The following is a 22,098-nucleotide window of genomic DNA, read 5'->3' on the forward strand; positions in this document are numbered from 1 at the left end:
TCGTTTTGGTGCGCCAGCAGAATTCCCTAGTTTTTTTGATCCGTGCTGGTGCATAACATTAGATATTTTAAATTGCCATTTGAGCAGCGAATTTCCATCTGCGTAGACTGGTGTACCTATGTTAAAAATGTCATAGAGCTATTTGTGTGATTTTCGGTGGCTCGTTGATAATAAATGCTTTTACAGAGAGATTGTGCTTATGACAACTGGCTTGTACCAACTCGGTGAATTCAAAGATAACTGTGGCTTTGGCCTGATTGCTCACACCAAGGGCGAAGCCAGCCATCAATTGCTACAGACCGCCATTGAGTCGCTAACGTGTATGACTCACCGCGGCGGTATTGCTGCCGATGGTAAAACCGGCGATGGTTGCGGGCTGTTGTTGCAAAGCCCTGACAGTTTTCTCCGCAAGGTGGCCCGTGCGCAGTTTGGCAAAGAGCCGGGTGATCTGTTCGCTGTGGGCCAGGTGTTTCTGAGCTCCGAAGAAGGCCCGGCGACGGCCGCGAAGGCGGTTCTGGAAAGACGTCTGTGTGAGCAGGGGCTGGAGGTGATGGGATGGCGCGATGTGCCGGTCGATACTTCTTGCCTGGGCCCTATGGCGCTGGATTGTATGCCACGCATTGAACAAGTGTTTGTATTGCCTGCGGGTAAACCAGAAAGTGAATTTGGCATTAGTTTGTTTGTTGGCCGCCGTTTTGCCGAGCGTGATCTGGCTGATGACAGTGAATTCTATATTTGCAGTTTGTCGCACCGCACACTGGCCTATAAAGGCTTGATGATGCCTGCAGACCTGGCGAATTTCTATCGCGATCTGGACGACCCGGATCTGCAGACTGCCATTTGCGTTTTCCACCAGCGTTTTTCAACCAACACCATGCCGCGCTGGCCGCTGGCGCAGCCATTCCGTTATCTTGCCCACAACGGCGAGATCAATACCATTGATGGTAACCGGAATTGGGCGATTGCCCGTGCAGCCAAATTTAGCTCGCCGCACCTACCGGACCTGAAAACGCTGCAACCGCTGGTTAACCTGACCGGATCCGATTCCTCTAGCATGGACAACATGCTGGAATTGCTGCTGGCCGGGGGTGTCGATCTGTTCCGCGCTGCGCGGATGATGGTACCGCCGGCATGGCAAAACGTAGACACCATGGACGCAGACCTGCGCGCCTTTTACGAATACAACTCCATGCACATGGAACCTTGGGACGGCCCTGCCGGCTTGGTATTGACTGACGGTCGCTACGCTTTGTGTATGCTCGATCGCAACGGTCTGCGTCCGGCGCGCTGGGTACATACCACAAACGATTTTCTCACCGTCGCCTCGGAAATCGGTACCTACGGTTACAAGCCGGATGACGTAGTAGCCAAGGGTCGTGTTGGCCCCGGGCAGATGCTGGCCATTGACACAGAAACCGGCGAGATTCTTCACACCCGCGATATCGATCAACGTCTGAAAACGGCTCAGCCGTATAAACGTTGGCTGCGGGAAAACGCTCTGCGGGTAGAGTCGACTCTGCATCAGGACGCCCCGGATTTCGAGCTGCTTGGCTCGGACGAACTTTTGGTTCACCAAAAGATGTTTAACGTGTCATTTGAAGAGCGCGACCAGGTACTCCGTCCTCTGGGCGAAAACGGTCAGGAGGCAGTAGGTTCCATGGGCGACGATACGCCAATGGCCGTGCTGTCCAGTAAAGTGCGTCACTTGGCCGATTACTTCCGCCAAAAGTTCGCTCAGGTTACCAATCCTCCCATTGATCCGTTGCGTGAAGCCATCGTGATGTCGCTAGAAACGTGCCTGGGCGCCGAGCGCAATGTGTTCGAGGAAGGAGCTGAGCATGCCGACCGAGTGATTCTAAATACCCCGGTTCTGTCGCCGGCCAAATTCCAGCGTATGTTGGTGAATGACCGTCCCGGTTTTGCAGTCGCATCGATTGCGCTGAGCTATACCCCGGAAGAAGGTCTTCAGCAGGCAATCAGGCGGGTGTGCGCTACTGCAGAACAAGCAGTGCGTGATGGCAAATCGCAAATCCTTCTGCGTGACAGCGGCCTGCAACAGGGCCACCTGCCAGTCAACGCGCTCATGGCCACCGGTGCCGTGCACCATCATCTTGTCGCTCAGGGCTTACGCTGCGACTCCAACATTGTGGTAGAAACGGGCTGGGCGCGAGATCCTCACCATTTTGCGGTGCTGTTCGGTTTTGGCGCTACAGCGGTTTACCCATATCTGGCGTATCAGGTACTTAATGACCTGATTCGTACCGGCGAAATGCTGGTGGACCCTGTCGATGCCAAGAATAACTACCGCAAGGGTATTAACAAAGGCCTGTTGAAAATTCTATCTAAAATGGGTATTTCCACCATTGCCTCCTATCGCGGAGCCCAGCTGTTTGAGGCCATCGGTCTGGCCGATGAAGTGGCTGATCTGTGCTTCAAGGGCGTGCCCTGCCGGATTCAGGGCGCCGATTTCTATGACTTCCAGCACGATCAGGAGCAGCTGGCCAAGCTGGCGTGGAAGCCGCGCAAGCCACTATCACCGGGCGGCATTCTGAAGTACGTGCACGGTCAGGAATATCACGCCTTCAATCCGGATATTGTGGCCAAGTTGCAAGATGCCGTCACCAGTGGCGACTATCGCCATTATCAGGAGTACGCCGGGTTGGTTAATCATCGGCCGGTGGCTACCCTGCGGGACCTGCTCGGGTTTCGCGAAGGCATACAGCCGGTGGACTTAGCCGAAGTTGAGTCGGTAGAGCAGATTTTCACTCGATTTGATTCGGCGGGGATGTCCCTGGGTGCACTGTCGCCAGAGGCCCATGAGGCCCTGGCGGTGGCCATGAACACTCTGGGTGGACGCTCTAATTCCGGTGAGGGCGGCGAAGACCCGGCTCGCTATGGCAACGAAAAACGTTCAAAAATAAAGCAGGTAGCCTCAGGTCGTTTTGGCGTTACCGCTGAATATTTGCGCAGCGCCGACGTTATGCAGATTAAGATTGCCCAAGGCGCTAAGCCGGGTGAGGGTGGACAGCTTCCAGGCGGTAAAGTGAACGCGCTGATTGCTCGTTTGCGTTATTCGGTGCCGGGCGTAACGTTGATTTCGCCGCCACCACACCACGACATTTATTCTATCGAGGATTTGGCGCAGCTGATTTTTGATTTAAAGCAGGTTAATCCGCAAGCGTTAGTGTCGGTGAAGCTGGTGTCTGAGCCTGGTGTGGGCACTATCGCAGCGGGCGTTGTGAAAGCTTATGCGGATCTGATTACGGTGTCGGGTTACGACGGCGGTACGGCGGCAAGCCCATTGACGTCAATCCGCTACGCCGGTTCGCCCTGGGAACTGGGGCTGGCGGAAACTCAGCAGGCGCTGCGAGCCAATGATTTGCGTGGCAGAGTTCGCCTGCAAACCGACGGTGGCATAAAAACCGGTTTGGATGTGGTAAAGGCCGCCATTCTGGGTGCCGAGAGCTTCGCGTTTGGCACCTCGCCGATGGTAGCGCTGGGTTGTAAATTCCTGCGAATTTGCCACCTGAACAACTGTGCCACAGGTGTGGCAACCCAGAATGAGCATCTGCGTGGTGAACACTTCAAAGGCACGGTGGAAATGGCTATGAACTTCTTCCGGTTTGTAGCGGAAGAAACCCGTGAATGGATGGCACGGTTGGGAGTGCGCTCCTTGCAGGAGCTGGTCGGCCGCACAGACCTTTTGGTGCGTCTGCCGGGTGATACCGAGCGCCAGCGCAAACTGGACCTGAACCGCTTGTTAAACAACGATCAGATTCCAGCGGATAAACCGCAAACCTGCCAGGTTCCGCGCAATGAACCCTTTGATAAGGGTACGCTTGCGGAAAAAATGCTCAGCGACGTTCGCAGTGCCATCGATAACAAGAGCGGTGGTGCCTGGAGTTATCGAGTCACTAATTGTGACCGCTCTATTGGTGCGCGGCTGTCGGGTGAAATAGCCGCTCTGCATGGCAACCAACGTATGGCAGACGCCCCCATTACGCTGGATTTGACCGGTACGGCTGGTCAGAGCTTTGGTGTGTGGAACGTCGCCGGCCTGAACCTGATATTAGAAGGCGACGCCAACGATTATGTGGGCAAAGGCATGACCGGCGGCAAGCTGGTGGTTTACCCCCCCCGCGGCAGTGTTTTTGAGGCTCGGGAAACTGCGATTATCGGTAATACCTGTCTGTATGGTGCTACCGGCGGCAATTTGTTTGCGGCAGGTACGGCCGGCGAACGCTTTGCCGTGCGCAATTCCGGCGCCCATTCGGTGGTAGAAGGTGCCGGTGACCATTGTTGTGAATATATGACGGGCGGCCTGGTGACGGTGTTGGGTCAAACTGGACATAACTTTGGTGCAGGTATGACCGGTGGTTTTGCTTATGTGCTGGACCAAGACAATACCTTTGTTGATAAATACAACCATGAGCTTGTGGAGATACAGCGAATCTCCAGTGAAAGTATGGAAGCTTATCGCAACCACCTGCGCAGTGTTATTCGTGGACACATTGCGGAGACTGCCAGTGAGTGGGGTCAGCAACTGCTGGCGAATTTTGACGATTACATTGGCCGGTTCTGGCTGGTGAAGCCCAAGGCCGCAAACTTGAGCAGCCTGCTGGCCAATACCCGGGCGCGCCCGGAATAAAGCCAGCGAGGGCCCGCCCGTTGACACTCAACGGACAGGCCCCGAAGTGAATCAGCGCGAACAGACGAATGTAGAGAGCTAACCATGAAAGAGCGACTGAATAACGACTTCCAGTTTGTAGAAGTAGGGCGGGTAGACCCGAAAAAGGTTCCGGCCCGCAAGCGCAAAAAGGAATTCAAGGAAATTTACACACCTATCACCCAGAATCAGGCGGCGTCCCAGTCTCACCGTTGTCTGGAATGTGGTAACCCATACTGTGAATGGAAGTGCCCGGTACATAACTACATTCCCAACTGGTTGAAGCTGGTGGCTGAAGGCAACATCATGAAGGCCGTTGAGCTTTGCCATCAGACCAATTCGCTGCCCGAGGTGTGTGGGCGAGTGTGCCCGCAAGACCGCTTGTGTGAGGGTGACTGCACCTTGAATGATGGTTACGGCGCGGTCACTATCGGCTCGGTAGAAAAGTACATTACCGATACTGCCTTTGCCCTGGGCTGGAAGCCGGATATGTCTAAGGTGGTGCGCACCGACAAGCGCGTAGCGGTGATTGGGGCAGGGCCCGCGGGTCTTGCTTGCGCCGACGTGCTGGTGCGTAGCGGTGTAACGCCGGTCGTGTTCGATATTTATCCGGAAATTGGTGGGCTGCTGACTTTTGGTATCCCCGAGTTCAAACTGGAAAAGTCGGTAATGGCGCGTCGCCGCAACGTGTTTGAAGAAATGGGCGTTGAATTTCGCCTGTCCACAGAGGTGGGTAAACACATCCAGATGAGCGATTTGCTCAGCGATTTCGATGCGGTATTTATGGGTATGGGCACCTACACCTCCATGCAAGGTGATTTTCCCGGCGAAAATCTGGCCGGCGTTCATGCGGCTTTGCCATTTCTAATTTCTAACGTAAATCGCCGTCTGGGCTTCGAAGTCAGTACCGAGGACTTCATCAATATGCAGGGTAAGCGAGTGGTGGTGCTTGGTGGCGGAGACACTGCCATGGATTGCAATCGCACCTCCATTCGCCAGCAAGCCGCCAGCGTGACCTGTGCTTACCGTCGCGATGAAGCCAATATGCCCGGCTCACGGCGTGAAGTGTCGAATGCCCGCGAAGAAGGCGTGAACTTCATGTTTAATCGCCAACCGGTGGCTATCGTCGGTGACGGTCAGGTGGAAGGCGTGAAGGTGGTGTCTACCGAGCTTGGCGAGCCTGACGAAAACGGTCGTCGCCGTCCGGAAGTGATTCCGGGCAGTGAAGAAATCATTCCTGCAGACGCGGTGCTAGTGGCTTTTGGTTTCCGTCCCAGCCCGGCAGAATGGTTCGGCCAGCACCAGGTGAGCACCAGCGATTCCGGCTTGGTAACGGCGCCGGAGCAAGCGGATTTTGCCTTCCAGACCAGCAATCCCAAGGTGTTTGCCGGCGGCGACATGGTGCGGGGCTCCGACTTAGTGGTAACAGCCATATGGGAAGGTCGCCAGGCCGCCGAAGGCATTCTGGATTATCTGGATATCTGAAATCGGCGTTGATGTGAATCAGAGGGCGGCCTGTCAAAAACAGGTCGCCCTTTTTTATTGATACAAACGGGGTATCATTGCCTGCTGAATGTTATGACCTTTTAATGACTGAGAACGCTGGACATTTTTATGACTGAACTGAAAAACGATCGTTTCCTTCGCGCCCTGATGGGCCAGCCCGTAGACCGCACGCCGGTATGGATGATGCGCCAGGCCGGTCGCTATCTGCCGGAATATCGCGCTACCCGCGCCAAGGCCGGTGATTTTCTCAGTTTGTGCAAAAACACGCCGCTAGCCTGTGAAGTAACTCTGCAACCGCTGGAGCGCTTCCCGCTGGACGCAGCCATTCTGTTTTCTGACATTCTGACCATTCCCGACGCGTTGGGTCTGGGTCTGTATTTTGAAACCGGTGAAGGCCCGAAGTTCAAACACACCATCCGTTCGGCCGCTGATGTAGACGCGCTGCCAAAACTCAACGCTGAGGTCGATCTGGATTACGTGATGAATGCGGTGTCGACGATCCGCAGTGCGCTGAACGGACGGGTGCCGTTGATTGGTTTCTCTGGCAGCCCCTGGACCTTGGCCACTTATATGGTGGAGGGCGGTTCGTCGAAAGATTTCCGCGAAGCCAAAAAGCTTATGTACGGCCAGCCCGAAGTCATGCACAAGTTGCTGGACCACTTGGCGGATGCGGTCACCGATTATCTGAACGGGCAGATTCGCGCCGGCGCCCAAGTGGTGCAAATTTTTGACACTTGGGGCGGCGTACTCAGCACCTGGGCCTATGAAGAGTTCTCCCTGAAGTACATGCGCAAAATCATCGCTGGCCTGAATCTGGAAAGCGAAGGCCGTAAGGTTCCGGTGATTGTGTTCACCAAGAACGGCGGCCAGTGGCTTGAATCGATTGCCGATTGCGGTGCGGATGCCGTAGGCCTGGACTGGACGACTGACATTGGCGACGCCCGTGCTCGAGTTGGCGATAAGGTCGTGCTGCAGGGCAATATGGACCCAACCATGCTGTACGCGCCGCCCGCGCGTATCCGTGAAGAGGTGGGCGATATTTTGCGTCGCTTTGGCCATGGCACGGGCCACATCTTTAATCTGGGCCACGGCATTACGCCGGATGTAGACCCTGCCCACGCCGGCGCGTTCATAGAAGCGGTGGTAGAGCTGAGCCCGCAGTACCACCAGAACTAAGAGCACCACCAGAACTAAGAGCACCATTAAAACGAACAGCACCAGAGCTGATTTATGGCCAAAGTGAAAACCGCGTTTGTCTGCACCGACTGTGGTGCCGACTTCTCCAAGTGGCAGGGCCAGTGTACGGCCTGTAAGGAGTGGAACACTCTCAGCGAGGTTCGCGGCGTTTCGGCACAGGCCAATAAAAGCGCCCGCGGTTCCCGCTTCGAAGGTTTTGCCGGCAGCCTGTCGGCGGTGCAGAGCCTGAATGATGTCAGTTTGGCGGAACAGGTTCGCCTGAGCACCGGTATGGCGGAATTCGACAGGGTTCTGGGCGGTGGCCTGGTGGAAGGTTCGGCGGTGTTGATGGGCGGGCACCCCGGCGCCGGTAAGAGTACTTTGCTGTTACAGGCTGTGTGCAACTTGGCAAGCTCGGTATCGGCGCTTTACGTAACCGGCGAGGAATCTCTGCAACAGGTGGCTATGCGCGCCAAGCGGCTAGGCCTGCCCACCTCAGATTTGAAAATGCTGTCAGAGACCAGCGTTGAGCGGCTGTTACAGATCGTTGAAGTGGAAAAACCACGAATTCTGGTGATTGACAGTATTCAGGTGATGCACGTGGCCGATTCCGAATCGGCGCCCGGCAGCGTGTCACAGGTACGTGAAAGCGCGGCGTTTCTGACCCGCTTTGCAAAACAGACCGGCACCATTTTGCTATTGGTGGGACATGTCACGAAAGACGGCAGCCTAGCCGGGCCAAAAGTGCTGGAGCACATGATTGATTGCTCCATTTTGCTTGAAGGCTCAAGCGATAGCCGCTATCGCACCTTGCGCGGTATTAAAAACCGCTTTGGTGCGGTGAACGAGCTGGGCGTGTTCGCCATGCTGGAGCAGGGCCTGAAAGAAGTGAAAAACCCATCCGCTATCTTTCTGAATCGTGGCGAAGAAACTGCGCCCGGCAGTGTGGTGATGGTGGTGTGGGAAGGCACTCGGCCCATGCTGGTAGAAATTCAGGCGCTGGTGGATACGGCTCAGGGTAGTTATCCCCGGCGAGTGGCCGTGGGGCTAGATCAAAACCGGCTGGCCATGTTGCTGGCGGTTTTACACCGTCATGGTGGCATGCACGTGGCGGACCAGGATGTGTTTGTGAATGTGGTGGGCGGTGTGAAAGTCGCTGAAACCAGTGCCGATCTGGCACTTTTGGCGGCCGTTGTGTCGTCATTCCGCGATCGGGCGCTACCGCAAGATCTGATGATTTTTGGCGAAGTAGGTCTGTCTGGCGAAATTCGCCCAGTGCCCAACGGCCAAGAGCGGATTAACGAGGCGGCCAAGCATGGCTTTACCCACGCGCTGGTGCCAAAAGGCAACGCCCCGCGTAAAGCCATTAACGGCATGAAGGTTATTCCGGTGACAAAGCTGAGTGACGCGCTGACGGCTCTTGACGAACTTTAGCAAAATCTGCACAAACATAGTGATGAAAGAACAAGGCCAGGGACGGATTTCAAATCCGTCCCTAATGTTCCCAGTCTGGAGACCGGTTGTCGCCTAAGAAGTGGGAGGTTCCTCCGAATAGGGCGGAGCACAGCCGTCACGCCGCCAACTATTGGTACTTTCGGTTTGTCTTGAGCCGGTCTATAGTCAATAGTAAGCCCGCCGTCAGGAGTTCTTTGTGACAACCCCCGCTACCGAGCAACGCCGTTTTCACCGCATTGAGTTTGATGCCGCCTGCGAAGTGCAGTGGCAAGAGCAGATCTGGCAGGCTCAGGTGCTGGATATTTCGCTGAAAGGCGTGCTTTTGCAACGTCCGCCGCAATGGGTTGTGGCAGTGGATGAGCTTTGTGAGATAACCGTATTTCTGAACGGTACCGAGGCTGGTATTGTGATGGCGGTGGTGTTGCGCCACGTCGAAGACCAGCATTTGGGGTTTCAGGTGCAGTACATAGATATGGATAGCGCCACGCATTTGCGCAGGCTGGTGGAGCTGAATCTTGGGGATCCTGCTTTGTTGGAGCGGGAATTAGGGAATCTGCTGACGCCCGTGGGCGTGCAGACTCCCAAAGCTGATTAAATCACGCTAACTTTTTGTACTTTATGCGTTGTGGCACCATGGCCGAATCGCTTTTGCGTTTCTTATGGTCTTCGTCGTAGTCACTGAAGTTGCCTTCGTAATAAATCACTTCGCCATCGTCTTCAAACGCCAAAATGTGAGTAGCTACCCGGTCTAGAAACCAGCGATCGTGAGAGATTACCAAAGCCGAACCAGGAAAGTTCAATAGGGCTTCTTCCAGAGCGCGCAATGTTTCTACGTCTAGATCGTTAGTAGGTTCGTCTAGCAGCAGCACGTTGCCGCCTTCTTTTAACAGGCTGGCCAGGTGCAAGCGATTGCGCTCGCCACCGGACAAGTCGCCCACCCGTTTTTGCTGGTCGGCGCCTTTGAAGTTAAAGCGGCCGGCATAGGCTCTTGACGGCGTTTCGTAGTTGCCTATCTTGATCGTGTCCTGGCCTTCGCTGAGCAGCTCCCAAACGGTTTTGCTGCCGTCCAGATCGCGATTCTGGTCAACATAAGCCAGCTTTACGGTCTCGCCGATGATAATGCTGCCTGCATCGGGTTGGTCTTTGCCGACAATCATGCGAAATAGGGTCGATTTACCCGCGCCGTTACCGCCGATGATGCCCACGATGGCGCCTTGTGGTACCCGTAGAGACACGTCTTCATACAGCAGGTGATCGCCAAAAGCTTTGTTAATGCCGTTGACTTCAATCACCTGGTCACCCAAGCGGGGCCCGGGTGGAATGTACAATTCGTTGGTCTCGTTGCGCTTCTGGAATTCTTGCGAGCTCATTTCTTCAAAGCGCGCCAGGCGGGCCTTGCTCTTGGACTGGCGGCCTTTGGCGTTACTGCGCACCCATTCCAGCTCGTGTTTCACGGCTTTTTGATGTGAGGCTTCTTGCTTGGATTCCATTTCCAGGCGATTCTGTTTGTTTTCCAGCCATTGGCTGTAATTGCCTTCAAACGGAATGCCGTGGCCGCGATCCAGCTCTAGAATCCAGCCGGCAACGTTATCCAGGAAGTAACGGTCGTGAGTGATGGCCACAACGGTGCCTTCATAGTCGTGCAAAAATCGCTCCAGCCAAGCAACCGATTCGGCATCCAGATGGTTAGTGGGCTCGTCCAGCAGCAGCATGTCTGGGCCCGACAGTAGCAGGCGGCAAAGTGCAACGCGGCGGCGTTCACCACCGGACAGGTTTTTTACCATCTGGTCCCAGGCCGGCAGGCGAAGGGCATCGGCAGCGACTTCCATTTTGCGTTCAATGTCGTGGCCGTCGGTGGCCTGAATTACAGCCTCAAGTTTTTCCTGCTTTTTGGCCAAGGCGTCAAAGTCGGCATCCGGTTCGGCATAAGCGGCGTACACTTGGTCAAGCTCTGCTAACGCGTTGTGAACTTCGGCCACGGCTTCGTCGACAATTTCCTTAACGGTCTTGCTGTCGTCCAGCTCTGGCTCTTGGGGCAGGTAGCCGACATTGATGCCGGGCTGAGGGCGGGCGTCGCCCGAATAATCCTGATCAATGCCGGCCATGATGCGCAGCAGAGTGGATTTACCCGACCCGTTCAAGCCGAGCACGCCAATTTTGGCGCCCGGGAAAAAACTCAGGGAAATGTCCTTGAGTATCTCGCGTTTGGGCGGAACCACTTTGCCAACGCGGTTCATTGTATATACGTACTGGGCCATAAGAGTGGAATCCTCCGGGGTTTCAAATGTGCGGAATTAACCGCAGTAAGGTAGCGAAATGGCCCAGTTATAGCAATTGAAGTAGATTTCACTGTATCTGGGGACAGATTTTAAATCCGTATGCAAGGTCAAATCTGTCCCCGAATTGAACAGTACGGAATTATGTGTTGGCCTGCGTCAACAATCGCTGGCGGTTTAAAGGGTGATTTTACCCCCGACAATGAGCTATGATAGCGGGCTAAATTTTACGGTCAGCCAAGCACACAGAGGCAGCGCATCCATGTTTAATCGTGATATGAAAATCGCCGGTTTTGACGACGAGCTCTGGAACGCCATGCAGGCGGAGAGCCATCGCCAGGAAGCTCATATCGAGCTGATTGCGTCGGAAAACTACACCAGCCCGCGGGTGATGGAAGCGCAGGGCAGTGATTTGACCAACAAGTACGCGGAAGGTTATCCCGGCAAGCGTTACTACGGTGGTTGTGAGTTTGTAGACATTGCCGAGCAGCTGGCTATTGACCGTGCCAAAGAATTGTTCGGAGCGGCCTACGCCAACGTGCAGCCGCACTCTGGTTCACAGGCCAACTCGGCGGTGTTTCTAGCTCTGCTGAATGCGGGTGATACGGTATTGGGCATGAGCCTGGCCCACGGTGGCCACCTGACCCACGGCGCCAGCGTGAATTTTTCCGGCAAAATTTACAACGCTGTTCAATATGGTATCGACACCGATACGGGTCTGATCAATTACGACGACGTGGAGGCGTTGGCGGTCGAGCATCAGCCGAAGATGATCATTGCCGGCTTCTCCGCTTATTCGCAGTATCTTGATTTTGCGCGTTTTCGCGAGATCGCTGATAAGGTAGGTGCTTACCTGTTTGTCGACATGGCGCACGTCGCCGGCTTGGTGGCAGCGGGTGTTTACCCTGACCCAGTCCCTCACGCTCACGTGCTGACCACCACCACTCATAAAACCCTGCGCGGTCCCCGCGGCGGGCTGATTCTAGCCTGTGACGACGAATCGCTGCACAAGAAGCTGAACTCCGCGGTATTCCCCGGTGGCCAAGGTGGCCCGTTGATGCACGTGATTGCGGCCAAGGCGATCTGCTTCAAAGAGGCTATGAGCCCCGAGTTCAAGACTTATCAGCAGCAAGTGGTCAAAAACGCTGCGGCCATGGCCGAAGTGTTCGTTGATCGCGGTTTTGACGTGGTGTCTGGCGGTACTAAAAACCACCTGTTCCTGTTAAGCCTGATCAAACAGGACATCACCGGTAAAGACGCCGATGCAGCACTGGGCCGGGCTCATATTACCGTGAACAAAAACGCGGTACCGAACGATCCACGCTCGCCTTTCGTTACGTCGGGTCTGCGCATTGGTACGCCGGCTGTTACCACTCGTGGTTTTGCCGAAGCAGAATGTCGCGAACTTTCCGGCTGGATTTGTGACATTCTTGCCGACCTGAACGACGAAGCCGTGATTGACCGTGTGCGCGGGCAGGTTGAAGCCATGTGCGCCCGCTTTCCGGTATACGCGTAAGTTGCCAGTTGTTACCCCAGGCCAGGCCCGTTTGGGCTGGGCCTGGGGTTCTCTCCAGAGTTTCTGATTATGCATTGTCCATTCTGTGGTGAAGACGATACCAAAGTGATTGACTCGCGCCTGGTGGCAGAGGGAAATCAGGTGCGTCGCCGCAGGGAATGTTTTTCGTGCCGCGAACGGTTCACTACCTTTGAAACTGCCGAGCTGGTTATGCCGCGGGTCGTGAAACAGGATGGCACACGACAGCCTTTTGACGAAGAAAAGCTGCGTTCCGGGTTGATGAAAGCGCTGGAAAAACGCCCGGTCAGTATCGAACAAATAGATACCGCTCTGAGCCACATTAAGGCGCAACTGCGGGCTACCGGCGAGCGCGAAGTAAAATCTATGCGTTTGGGTGAAGAGGTGATGACTGAGCTGCGCCAGCTAGACAAAGTAGCCTACGTGCGATTTGCTTCGGTGTATCGTAGCTTTCAGGATGTGAACGAATTCAAGGAAGAAATCGAGCGTCTTACCGCCGGCAATGGTGATTCGGTTGCAGATGTAGCTAAGGCGCTGGCGGATTCGGGCGCGGAAAAAAAGTCATGATCACCACTCGCGACCGGGCCTTTATGGCCCGCGCTGTTCAGTTGGCCTGGCGTGGCCGTTATTCCACTCACCCGAACCCCCGTGTGGGCTGCGTGATTGCCCGCGGAGATCGCATTCTAGGTGAAAGCTGGCACGAACGCGCCGGAGAAGCCCACGCCGAAGTGCGTGCGTTGAGCCTGGCTGGTACTGCTGCCCGCGGCTCTACGGCGTATGTCACCTTAGAACCCTGCAGTCATTTCGGGCGCACACCGCCCTGCGCCAAAGCACTTATAGAAGCCGGCGTGGCACGGGTTTTTGCTGCTACGCTGGACCCAAATCCCAATGTGTCCGGGCGCGGGTTGGAGATGCTCAGGGCGGCCGGTATTCGCGTTCATGTGGGTTTGTTAGCAGGCGAGGCCGCTAAGTTAAATCCGGGCTTTATGAAGCGTATGACCAGCGGGCGCCCGTGGGTACGGCTAAAAATGGCCGCGAGTCTGGACGGTCGCACGGCTATGGCATCGGGTGAGAGCCAATGGATTACTGGGCCAGAGTCGCGCAGTGACGTTCAGCGCTTGCGCGCCATGAGCGACGCCATTCTGACCGGAGTGGGTACGGTGCTGGCGGATGATCCGTCGCTAACGGTGCGGCGCGAAGAAATGGGCGATATTGGCAGCGCCACCGAGCCCGGGCGGCAACCGCTACGGGTAATTGCCGACCGCGATACCCGCACGCCAGCATCTGCGAAGATCTTCCGCGGCGGTAAAGTACAAGTATTCTGTGCTACGGCCTCGCTGGCGACCAGCGCGGCTCAGGATCTGGCTGCGTTGGGCATACGCCTGCGCGGCGTAGCCTGGCACGACAAGGGTGTAAACGTGGCTGAAATGTTGGATACGTTGGGCGACATAGGCATCAATGAAGTGCTGGTAGAGGCCGGGCCAACTCTGGCAGGCAGCTTTATCAGTGAGGATCTGGTGGATGAGCTCTGGCTCTATCAGGCCCCGGTATTCCTTGGCAGTACCGGGCGGCCAACGGCTAATTTGCCGCTGGAATCCATGGCAGACAAAATACAATGGCAGGTGCTTGACCGGCGTCAGCTCGGCGCTGACCAGAGGCTGATTCTGGCGCGTCGCTAACTTTCAATTCACGGTGGCTCCGGGCAGGAGCGCTGCAAGGGTGCAACCTCGTATGGCACTGAATACGATCGAAGATATTGTTGAAGATATTCGTCAGGGCAAAATGGTCATTTTGATGGACGACGAGGATCGCGAGAACGAGGGCGATCTGGTCATGGCGGCCGAACATTGCGAGGCTGAACACATCAATTTTATGGCGCGTTTTGGTCGTGGGCTGATCTGCATGCCGATGACCCGCGATCGGTGTAAGCAGCTGGGCCTGTCGCTGATGGTCAACCAAAATGCTTCCGGTTTTGGTACTAAGTTTACTGCGTCTATTGAAGCGGCAGAGGGTGTTACCACCGGAATTTCTGCTGCTGACCGCGCTCGGACGGTGCAGGCAGCTGTAGGCCGCGATGCCCAACCATCAGATTTGGTGCAGCCGGGCCATATTTTCCCGCTGATGTCAGACGCCGGCGGTGTGCTCAGCCGAGCTGGCCACACCGAAGCTTGCTGCGATCTGGCTGCGTTGGCGGGTTGTGAGCCGGCGGGCGTGATTTGTGAAATCATGAAAGATGATGGCTCTATGGCGCGGCGCGAAGACCTCGAAGCCTTTGCCGCCGAGCACAACCTGAAAATCGGAACCATCGCAGACCTGATTCACTATCGCACCACCAACGAACGCACGGTTGAATGCATAGAGCAAAACGAGCTGGACACCGAATACGGCCTGTTTAAGCTGCACACTTACCGTGACAGCATCCATGGCACCATTCATCTGGCCTTAACCATGGGGGACATTTCTCCAGAGCAGTCGGTGCATGTGCGTGTACACATTACCGATACCCTGCGCGACTTGCTCGGAGCCCGCCGGCGCGATTCTCGTAGTTGGCCGTTGCATCGGGCGCTGCAAAAAGTGGCTGCTGAGGAGCTCGGTGTTGTGGTTTTGCTCAACGGCGCTGAAGACAGTTACAACCTGGAAGACCGTATTCAGGAATTCTATGAACATGGCCGCAGCGGTGCCGGCAAAGACAGCTCTGGCGTGTACTTTACGGTGGGCACTGGTTCGCAAATTCTGCGAGATATTGGTGTGGGCAAAATGCGCCTGTTAAGCCCGCCGATGAAATTCTCCGCCATTTCCGGCTTTGATTTGGAAGTGGTCGAGTACGTGCCTTATATCCCCGAATGATTAATCCGCTGCCGTATGCTGCGGCAGCCTGACAGGAGCCACCGATGGCGGAAGTTCAAGTAATTGAAGGCGATTTTATCCACTGCAGCGGCCGTTATGCTCTGGTTGTGGGGCGTTTTAACGGTTTTGTGGTAGAGAGCCTGGTGGACGGTGCTCTGGATACCCTGACCCGCCACGGTATCGCGGATGAAGACATTGTTGTCATTCGTGTACCAGGTGCTTACGAAATGCCGTTGGCGGTCAAGCGAGTTGCAGAAACCGGCAATTACGACGCCATTATTGCTCTGGGCGCTGTTATTCGTGGTGGCACGCCGCACTTTGAGTACGTTGCTGGCGAAGCTGCCAGTGGTTTGGGTGCTGTCAGCCTGGAAACCGATATTCCGGTAGCCTTTGGTGTTCTGACTGTGGATTCCATCGAACAGGCTATTGAACGTTCAGGCACCAAGGCCGGTAATAAAGGCGCAGAAGCGGCCGTTACAGCGCTTGAAATGGTCAGCCTGTTCAAGAAGCTGGGTGAGTAATGAGCCTACCCGAAGACACTATTCCCGGTTCAACCCCCGAGCCGACTTCCAGTCCGGGAAAAGCCGCCCAGCCCAAAGCCGGTGATCGCCGCCGCGCCCGTGGAATGGCTATGCAAGGGCTATACCAACGCCATTTCAGCAAAAGCGCAGTTTCTAACATTGAAGCCGAGTTCATGGTCGATAACGACATGAGCAAAGTGGATCTGTTGTATTTTCGTGACCTGCTGCACGGCACCAGCCGTGAGCAGGCTGAATTGGACCGCTTGATCGAACCGTTTCTGGATCGCCCGTTGCAAGAGGTAGATCCGGTAGAACTGGCCATTGTGCGCTTAGGCGCCTATGAGCTGAAATTCCGCTTGGATGTGCCCTACAAAGTCGTCATTAATGAAGGCATTGAAATGGCGAAACGCTTTGGCGGTACCGAGGGCCACCGGTTTGTAAACAGCATACTGGACAAATTAAGCCGGCGGCTGCGGCTGGCTGAAATCCGCCCGCGTTAGTGGCTGCCATGGGCGAGTTTGAGCTGATTCGCCGCTACTTTGCGCCAATGGCGAAGGCGACGAAGCCCGCCTTAGACGGCTCAGGTTTGTTGCTTGGAGTGGGTGATGATTGCGCTATTCAGCGTGTGCCTGCCAATCAAGACTTGGTGTTTTCAGTGGACACGCTGGTTGAAGGTGTGCACTTTCCGCTTGGTTATTGTCCTCGCTTTTTGGGGTGGCGCGCGCTCGCTGTGGCAGTGAGTGATCTGGCCGCTATGGGCGCACAGCCGGTGTGTTTTACACTGGCTCTGACCTTACCTGCCGCCGATGAAGCCTGGCTGGAAGGCTTTGCCGCCGGGCTAGCCGAGGCCGGCCAACAGTTTGGCATTGTGCTGGCGGGAGGTGATACGACTCGAGGCCCCCTGACGCTAAGCCTGCAAGTGCATGGCACCGTTCCCCAGGGTCAGGCTCTGCGTCGCGACGGCGCACGTGAGGGAGACCTGGTGTGCGTTAGCGGCCAGCTGGGTGATGCCGGTGCGGCGCTGGAGTTTTTGTACGACACGGCTCCCGCGACTGACGCAGCCAGTTTACTGCAGCGCTACCATTGCCCGCAGCCACGGCTGGAATTGGGTATTGCGCTGCGTTCAATGGCTTCCGCAGCGATTGATATCTCTGATGGGCTGCATGCTGATTTGCTGCATATTTTGCGAGCCTCTGGCGTGGGCGCAACCATCGATCTTGCAGCGCTGCCTCTGTCGCCAGCCTTGCGGCGGATCAAGGGCGGCGCAGCGGCAGGGTTTGCATTGCAGTCCGGCGACGACTACGAACTCTGCGTAACTGTTCCCGAACAGCGCTGGGCCGCCGCCAGCCGCGAGTTGCAACAGCAGCTTACGGTTATCGGGCAGGTGCAGCAGGAGCCAGGCTTGCGGCTAAATGCAGACGCAGGTATGGTTTATTCACAGCGTCCGGGCTTCGATCACTTTTCGATCACTTAGCAGCGGGTGGCCGACATTCTTCATACTGCGTCAGGGCCCCGATGAGCCAGAACGACTTTTCAACAGGACCGGATTTGCCGGAAGGTGTATTGCCACCCGGATTTTTGCGCGATCCTGTTCATCTTCTTGCGTTTGGCTTTGGCAGCGGCGCAATGCCCCGTGCACCCGGAACCTGGGGTAGTCTGGCAGCCGTTCCTATCTGGTATACGTTTTCCTGGCTACCCCAGCCCATATACTGGGCCATTGTGGCTCTGGCGTTTATTGTGGGAGTGTGGCTGTGCGGAAAAACCGCCCGCGATCTGAAAGTGCACGATCACGGTGGTATTGTCTGGGACGAGTTTGTGGGCATGTGGATTGCCTTGGGGTTGTTTCCAGACCACATCGTTGGCGTATTACTTGCGTTCGTCATGTTCCGTTTGTTTGACATTATAAAGCCGTGGCCCATTAATTGGCTGGACGAGCGCCTGCCTGGGGGCTTCGGTATTATGGTGGATGACGTAGTGGCCGCCATAATGGCCTTGGTTTGCCTTTACTTGATTGATTTATGGATTATGCCGCAGGTTTTTTCCTGACAACGGCATGGTTTTTGTGAAATTGGCCCTGCGGCGCTTGCCCTGCTCACGGTCGCTGGTCAGAATGCGTAGAACAAAAGCTGGCTGTAGCCGATACAGTTGATTTTGCACCTTTTCTTTATTGTTGCATCAAGGAGATCCAATGAATCATCGCCGTCTGTCTGGCTCGTTTTCTGTTTTCAGGTTGCTGCTTCCTGCCGTTATGCTGGTCGTTCTTGCTGGCTGTTCCAGCTCCGTGAGCCGTGTAGAAACCTGGCAAGGTAACGCGGCTCAGGCCGTGAATGCGGCGACTTTGAAAGCACCGGGAGAGATTCGGGTAACGGCGGTTAACGGGCGTTCCGTGGGCAACTTCCTGATGGACGATCTGGCGCTCGACTACGCTCTTTTGCCCGGTCAGAACGATGTGGTGTTTATTTATAAGACTATCTGGGCAAAGACCACCGTCGTGGATAATGGCGAGTCCAAGGTCGATATTGTTGAAAGCAAGCCGCAGTTGGCCAGCTTTGACGCCAAAGCCGGTACTGTCTACGAGTTCCGTTTTGACGAGCCGACAACGCGCAGAGAAGCCGAGCGTGAGATGAAAGATTTTTCAGCGGAGATTGTAAGCAGTGCTGGCCAGGTAGCGACCGTATCAACGAATTACGTGCCAAGCCAAGCACTCGCCAGAACACCTATTCCGGGAATAGCCGGCGTTCAAGCGACGTCAGCCGCAGCGCAAGGCAATGCTCTGGACACTCTGAAGGCTGTGTGGGCAAACGCCTCAGACGAAGAGAAGAAAAACTTCCTGCGCTGGGCTTTCGAATAACGCTCACGTTTTGGAAAGGCTGCGTGCCACAAAAAACCTGCATCGCAACGATGCAGGTTTTTTGTGGATATAAGGGTTTTGATTGCCGGGTGGCTGCTGTTTAGCTGATGCGGGCAACCGCAATGTCGGTCAGCAGGTAGAGCGCGTCGAGGTGTTCGCTAGCGGGTAGGCTTTGCAAGCAGTCCTTGGCCTGCTGTGCCTGATCTTTGGCTTTGTCCATGGCGTAATCCAGCGCGCCGGTGGTGTTTATAATCGCCATAACCGGTTGCAGATCGTCTAGCCCGCCCTTGCGGATCGCGCGGCGAATCAGCTGTTTTTCGTCATCGCTGCTGTTGGCGATGGCATAAATCAGCGGTAATGTGGTTTTACCTTCGGCCAGGTCGTCACCCACGTTTTTACCCATGGTTTCGGCGTCACCGCGATAGTCCAGTACGTCGTCCACCAGTTGAAATGCCAGCCCCAGATGTTTTCCATAATTCTTCAGCGCTTCTTCCTGGGCGTGATTTGCGCCGGCTAGCAAGGCGCCGGAGTGCGAAGATGCCTCGAACAGCATCGCCGTCTTGTTATGAATCACCTGCATGTACTGACTTTCGGTCAAGTCTGGGTTCTTCACGTTCATCAGTTGCATCACTTCGCCTTCGGCTATCACTGCGGTGGCGTGTGATAGCACCTTCATAATTGGCAGGCTTTCTAGCTCGACCATCATTTCAAACGCGCGGGCGTATAAAAAGTCGCCCACCAGCACGCTGGGTGCGTTGCCCCACTTGGCGTTGGCGGTGCTGCGCCCCCGGCGCATGTCGGAGGTGTCCACCACGTCGTCATGGAGCAGGGTGGCGGTGTGCAAAAATTCGATAACAACGGCCAGTTTCAGGTGATTGTCTTCGTTATAGCCGGTAGCGCGGCTTGCGAGCAGAACCAGTAGCGGTCGCAGGCGCTTGCCACCGCTTTCAATGATGTACTGCGCAATTTTTTCGACCATCGGAACATCGGATGACAAACGCTGGATAATCAGTTCGTTAACGCGGCTGAAGTCGTTTGCCACGGTGTCGTAGATGCGTTGGGCTGTCATGAAGGGTTCCGGTGTTTGGCGGTGTTGTTGCTGTCGATAAAACAGGTGGATCGCGGCAATGCTAGGTAACAAGGCGAAGAGTGTCAACACAGCTTGTATTGCGTGGCGGCTTTTCGTACAATCACGCGCCCAACTCATCCCAACCTGCGCTCCCTGCTATAGGGTTGCCAAAGCGCTTCCCTTAGAACCAGGTGGATAAGAGCAGGGGTGGGTCAATCGCGGAGAGTAGACATGTACGCAGTTATTGTTAGCGGTGGCAAACAGCACCGTGTAAAGGAAGGCGAAACTCTGAAGCTAGAGAAGCTGGAAGTAGAAACCGGTAGTAACTTTGAGTTCGACCGTGTTTTGCTGATCGCCAACGGCGACGACGTTAAAGTAGGCGCGCCAGTTGTTGACGGCGCCAAAGTGACTGCGGAAGTTGTCAGCCACGGTCGTCACGATAAGATTCAGATCATCAAGTTCCGTCGCCGGAAGCATTCTATGAAGCGTCAGGGCCACCGTCAGTGGTTTACTGAAGTAAAGATCACGGGTATTCAGGGCTAATCTCGGGAATCACCCCTTAATTAGGAGGCTTATCATGGCTCATAAAAAAGCAGCAGGTAGTACCCGTAACGGTCGCGATTCCGAGTCGAAACGACTTGGTGTGAAGCGCTACGGCGGCGAAAGCGTATCCGCAGGCAGCATCATTGTTCGTCAGCGTGGCACTCGCTTTCACCCAGGCACTAACGTTGGACTGGGCAAGGATCACACCTTGTTCGCGAAAGCCGAAGGTCAGGTGAAGTTTGAAGTAAAAGGCCCTAAGAACCGCAAATATGTAAGCATCGTCTCAGCTGCATAAGTAGTGGTCTCCGAAAGCCCCGCACTGCTTCATTGAGGCTGCGGGGTTTTTTGGTTTGTAGGGTTTCGCCTTTAGTGCACAGTGATCAGCAAGAGCTTCAGCCAACATTGTAAAGAACAGCAGCCAATACCATAAAGAGCAACAGCTAATATGAAATTTGTAGACGAAGCCACCATCATTGTGGAAGCAGGTACGGGCGGCCACGGTTGCCTGAGTTTCCGTCGTGAAAAATACGTGCCTCGGGGCGGGCCTGACGGTGGCGATGGTGGCGATGGCGGTTCTGTGTATCTGGAGGCCAACGATGCCCTGAACACTTTGATTGACTACCGCTTTCAGCGCCAGCACAGAGCTCATAACGGCCAACAGGGTTCCGGCCGCAATTGCACTGGTATCAAAGGCGAAGATCTGGTGCTGCCGGTACCGGTAGGCACCACCATAGTTGACATGGACACGCACGAAGTTCTGGGTGACCTGACCCGCATAGGTCAGCGCCAGAAAGTCGCTCAGGGTGGTTTTCACGGCCTGGGTAACACCCGCTTCAAGTCCTCTATTAACCGTGCTCCACGGCAGACTTCGAAAGGCTCTGAGGGTGAAACCCGGAATCTGCGGCTAGAGCTGAAAGTACTGGCCGATGTGGGGCTGTTGGGTATGCCCAATGCCGGTAAATCGACCTTCATTCGGTCTGTATCTGCGGCGACGCCAAAAGTGGCGGACTATCCGTTTACCACCCTGGTGCCAAACCTGGGCGTGGTCAGAGTGCAAAATCACCAAAGTTTTGTGATTGCCGACATCCCCGGCCTAATCGAGGGTGCAGCCGAAGGCGCCGGTCTGGGCATCCGTTTTCTGAAGCACCTGGTGCGTACCCGCCTACTGCTTCACTTGGTAGATGTGGCCCCTTACGACGGTTCATCGCCGGCCTACGCGGTAAAAGCCATCGCTTACGAGCTTGAAAAGTTCAGCGAAACCTTGGCCAATCGCGATCGCTGGCTAGTGTTGAATAAAGTCGATATGGTGCCGGAAGACGAGCGCGAGGCTCATTGTCAGGCCATCGTTGATGAGCTGGAATGGACAGGCCCGGTATTCAGCATCTCTGCTCTGAGTGGCGAAGGTACCAAACCCCTGACTCAAGCCGTTATGCGCTGGATTGAAGAGCGTGCGGCAGAAGAAGCGGAAAACCCCGAAGCGGCCGAGCAGGAAGCCGCTCGTCGTCGCCAGATGGATGAAGAGGCCCGCGCCCGCATTACCGAAGAAAAGATGGCTCGCCGCGCAGCCCGCGAAGAAGACAACGATGATGACTTTGACGACGATGATGGTGATGTAGAAGTGGTTTACGCGCCGGAATAAGTGGCACCCGTAAGA

Annotated in this window: 19 protein-coding genes; 17 read left to right on the forward strand and 2 right to left on the reverse strand. The window is 55.5% G+C overall.

Annotation, left to right across the window (positions count from 1 at the left end):
- The first annotated feature begins 199 nt into the window (after nucleotides 1-199).
- The 5 genes from gltB (at nucleotide 200) to ABA45_RS03690 (ending at nucleotide 9,398) form a co-directional block, all read left to right on the forward strand.
- Nucleotides 200-4,648, forward strand: coding sequence for a glutamate synthase large subunit (gltB, locus tag ABA45_RS03670; protein ID WP_048384371.1), 4,449 nt, complete (start codon nucleotides 200-202; stop codon nucleotides 4,646-4,648).
- A gap of 84 nt (nucleotides 4,649-4,732) precedes the next feature.
- On the forward strand, nucleotides 4,733-6,151 hold the full coding sequence (locus ABA45_RS03675) for an FAD-dependent oxidoreductase (RefSeq protein ID WP_014870002.1): 1,419 nt from the start codon (nucleotides 4,733-4,735) through the stop codon (nucleotides 6,149-6,151).
- A 129-nt stretch (nucleotides 6,152-6,280) separates the two neighbouring features.
- The gene (gene hemE, locus ABA45_RS03680) at nucleotides 6,281-7,348 is read left to right on the forward strand and encodes a uroporphyrinogen decarboxylase (protein WP_048384372.1); all 1,068 of its coding nucleotides are present in this window, start codon (nucleotides 6,281-6,283) and stop codon (nucleotides 7,346-7,348) included.
- Between the two features lie 54 nt (nucleotides 7,349-7,402).
- On the forward strand, nucleotides 7,403-8,782 hold the full coding sequence (gene radA / locus ABA45_RS03685) for a DNA repair protein RadA (RefSeq protein ID WP_048384373.1): 1,380 nt from the start codon (nucleotides 7,403-7,405) through the stop codon (nucleotides 8,780-8,782).
- A gap of 217 nt (nucleotides 8,783-8,999) precedes the next feature.
- Nucleotides 9,000-9,398: a PilZ domain-containing protein gene (locus ABA45_RS03690; protein WP_048384374.1), complete on the forward strand. Its 399-nt coding sequence runs from the start codon at nucleotides 9,000-9,002 to the stop codon at nucleotides 9,396-9,398.
- Between the two features lies 1 nt (nucleotide 9,399).
- Here the strand turns inward: ABA45_RS03690 and ettA are convergent, their stop codons facing one another.
- Entirely contained in the window at nucleotides 9,400-11,061 is a 1,662-nt protein-coding gene (gene ettA, locus ABA45_RS03695; RefSeq protein WP_048384375.1) for an energy-dependent translational throttle protein EttA, read from the reverse strand.
- A 280-nt stretch (nucleotides 11,062-11,341) separates the two neighbouring features.
- Here ettA and glyA point away from each other — a divergent pair, with 280 nt between their 5' ends.
- From glyA to ABA45_RS03740, 9 genes are all read left to right on the forward strand, one after another.
- The gene (gene glyA / locus ABA45_RS03700; RefSeq protein WP_048384376.1) at nucleotides 11,342-12,595 is read left to right on the forward strand and encodes a serine hydroxymethyltransferase; all 1,254 of its coding nucleotides are present in this window, start codon (nucleotides 11,342-11,344) and stop codon (nucleotides 12,593-12,595) included.
- Nucleotides 12,596-12,664: 69 nt separating this feature from the next.
- Nucleotides 12,665-13,180: a transcriptional regulator NrdR gene (gene nrdR, locus ABA45_RS03705; protein WP_048384377.1), complete on the forward strand. Its 516-nt coding sequence runs from the start codon at nucleotides 12,665-12,667 to the stop codon at nucleotides 13,178-13,180.
- Nucleotides 13,177-14,292: a bifunctional diaminohydroxyphosphoribosylaminopyrimidine deaminase/5-amino-6-(5-phosphoribosylamino)uracil reductase RibD gene (gene ribD / locus ABA45_RS03710; RefSeq protein WP_048384378.1), complete on the forward strand. Its 1,116-nt coding sequence runs from the start codon at nucleotides 13,177-13,179 to the stop codon at nucleotides 14,290-14,292. Before nrdR ends, ribD begins: the two co-directional genes overlap by 4 nt.
- Before the next feature lie 52 nt (nucleotides 14,293-14,344).
- A complete protein-coding gene (ribBA, locus tag ABA45_RS03715) occupies nucleotides 14,345-15,460 on the forward strand; it encodes a bifunctional 3,4-dihydroxy-2-butanone-4-phosphate synthase/GTP cyclohydrolase II (protein WP_048384379.1) in 1,116 nt (371 codons plus the stop codon).
- Between the two features lie 44 nt (nucleotides 15,461-15,504).
- The gene (ribH, locus tag ABA45_RS03720) at nucleotides 15,505-15,981 is read left to right on the forward strand and encodes a 6,7-dimethyl-8-ribityllumazine synthase (RefSeq protein ID WP_014870011.1); all 477 of its coding nucleotides are present in this window, start codon (nucleotides 15,505-15,507) and stop codon (nucleotides 15,979-15,981) included.
- Entirely contained in the window at nucleotides 15,981-16,481 is a 501-nt protein-coding gene (gene nusB, locus ABA45_RS03725; RefSeq protein ID WP_014870012.1) for a transcription antitermination factor NusB, read from the forward strand. The genes ribH and nusB overlap by 1 nt, the downstream gene beginning before the upstream one ends.
- A gap of 8 nt (nucleotides 16,482-16,489) precedes the next feature.
- The gene (gene thiL / locus ABA45_RS03730; RefSeq protein ID WP_048388639.1) at nucleotides 16,490-17,455 is read left to right on the forward strand and encodes a thiamine-phosphate kinase; all 966 of its coding nucleotides are present in this window, start codon (nucleotides 16,490-16,492) and stop codon (nucleotides 17,453-17,455) included.
- A 41-nt stretch (nucleotides 17,456-17,496) separates the two neighbouring features.
- Nucleotides 17,497-18,027, forward strand: coding sequence for a phosphatidylglycerophosphatase A family protein (locus ABA45_RS03735; protein ID WP_048384380.1), 531 nt, complete (start codon nucleotides 17,497-17,499; stop codon nucleotides 18,025-18,027).
- A gap of 142 nt (nucleotides 18,028-18,169) precedes the next feature.
- Nucleotides 18,170-18,832: a DUF2057 family protein gene (locus ABA45_RS03740; protein WP_048384381.1), complete on the forward strand. Its 663-nt coding sequence runs from the start codon at nucleotides 18,170-18,172 to the stop codon at nucleotides 18,830-18,832.
- Between the two features lie 100 nt (nucleotides 18,833-18,932).
- Here the strand turns inward: ABA45_RS03740 and ABA45_RS03745 are convergent, their stop codons facing one another.
- Nucleotides 18,933-19,901 (reverse strand): polyprenyl synthetase family protein, encoded by a 969-nt coding sequence (locus ABA45_RS03745; RefSeq protein ID WP_048384382.1) that lies wholly within the window; start codon nucleotides 19,899-19,901, stop codon nucleotides 18,933-18,935.
- Between the two features lie 231 nt (nucleotides 19,902-20,132).
- Between ABA45_RS03745 and rplU the strand changes: the two genes are divergently transcribed.
- The 3 genes from rplU to cgtA all read left to right on the forward strand — a co-directional run bounded on the left by rplU (nucleotide 20,133) and on the right by cgtA (nucleotide 22,083).
- Nucleotides 20,133-20,444: a 50S ribosomal protein L21 gene (gene rplU / locus ABA45_RS03750; protein ID WP_048384383.1), complete on the forward strand. Its 312-nt coding sequence runs from the start codon at nucleotides 20,133-20,135 to the stop codon at nucleotides 20,442-20,444.
- Nucleotides 20,445-20,478: 34 nt separating this feature from the next.
- On the forward strand, nucleotides 20,479-20,739 hold the full coding sequence (rpmA, locus tag ABA45_RS03755) for a 50S ribosomal protein L27 (RefSeq protein ID WP_014870019.1): 261 nt from the start codon (nucleotides 20,479-20,481) through the stop codon (nucleotides 20,737-20,739).
- Between the two features lie 150 nt (nucleotides 20,740-20,889).
- On the forward strand, nucleotides 20,890-22,083 hold the full coding sequence (gene cgtA, locus ABA45_RS03760) for an Obg family GTPase CgtA (protein ID WP_048384384.1): 1,194 nt from the start codon (nucleotides 20,890-20,892) through the stop codon (nucleotides 22,081-22,083).
- Nucleotides 22,084-22,098 lie beyond the last annotated feature (15 nt).

Origin of the sequence: Marinobacter psychrophilus (assembly GCF_001043175.1) — a bacterium.
Lineage (GTDB): Bacteria > Pseudomonadota > Gammaproteobacteria > Pseudomonadales > Oleiphilaceae > Marinobacter > Marinobacter psychrophilus.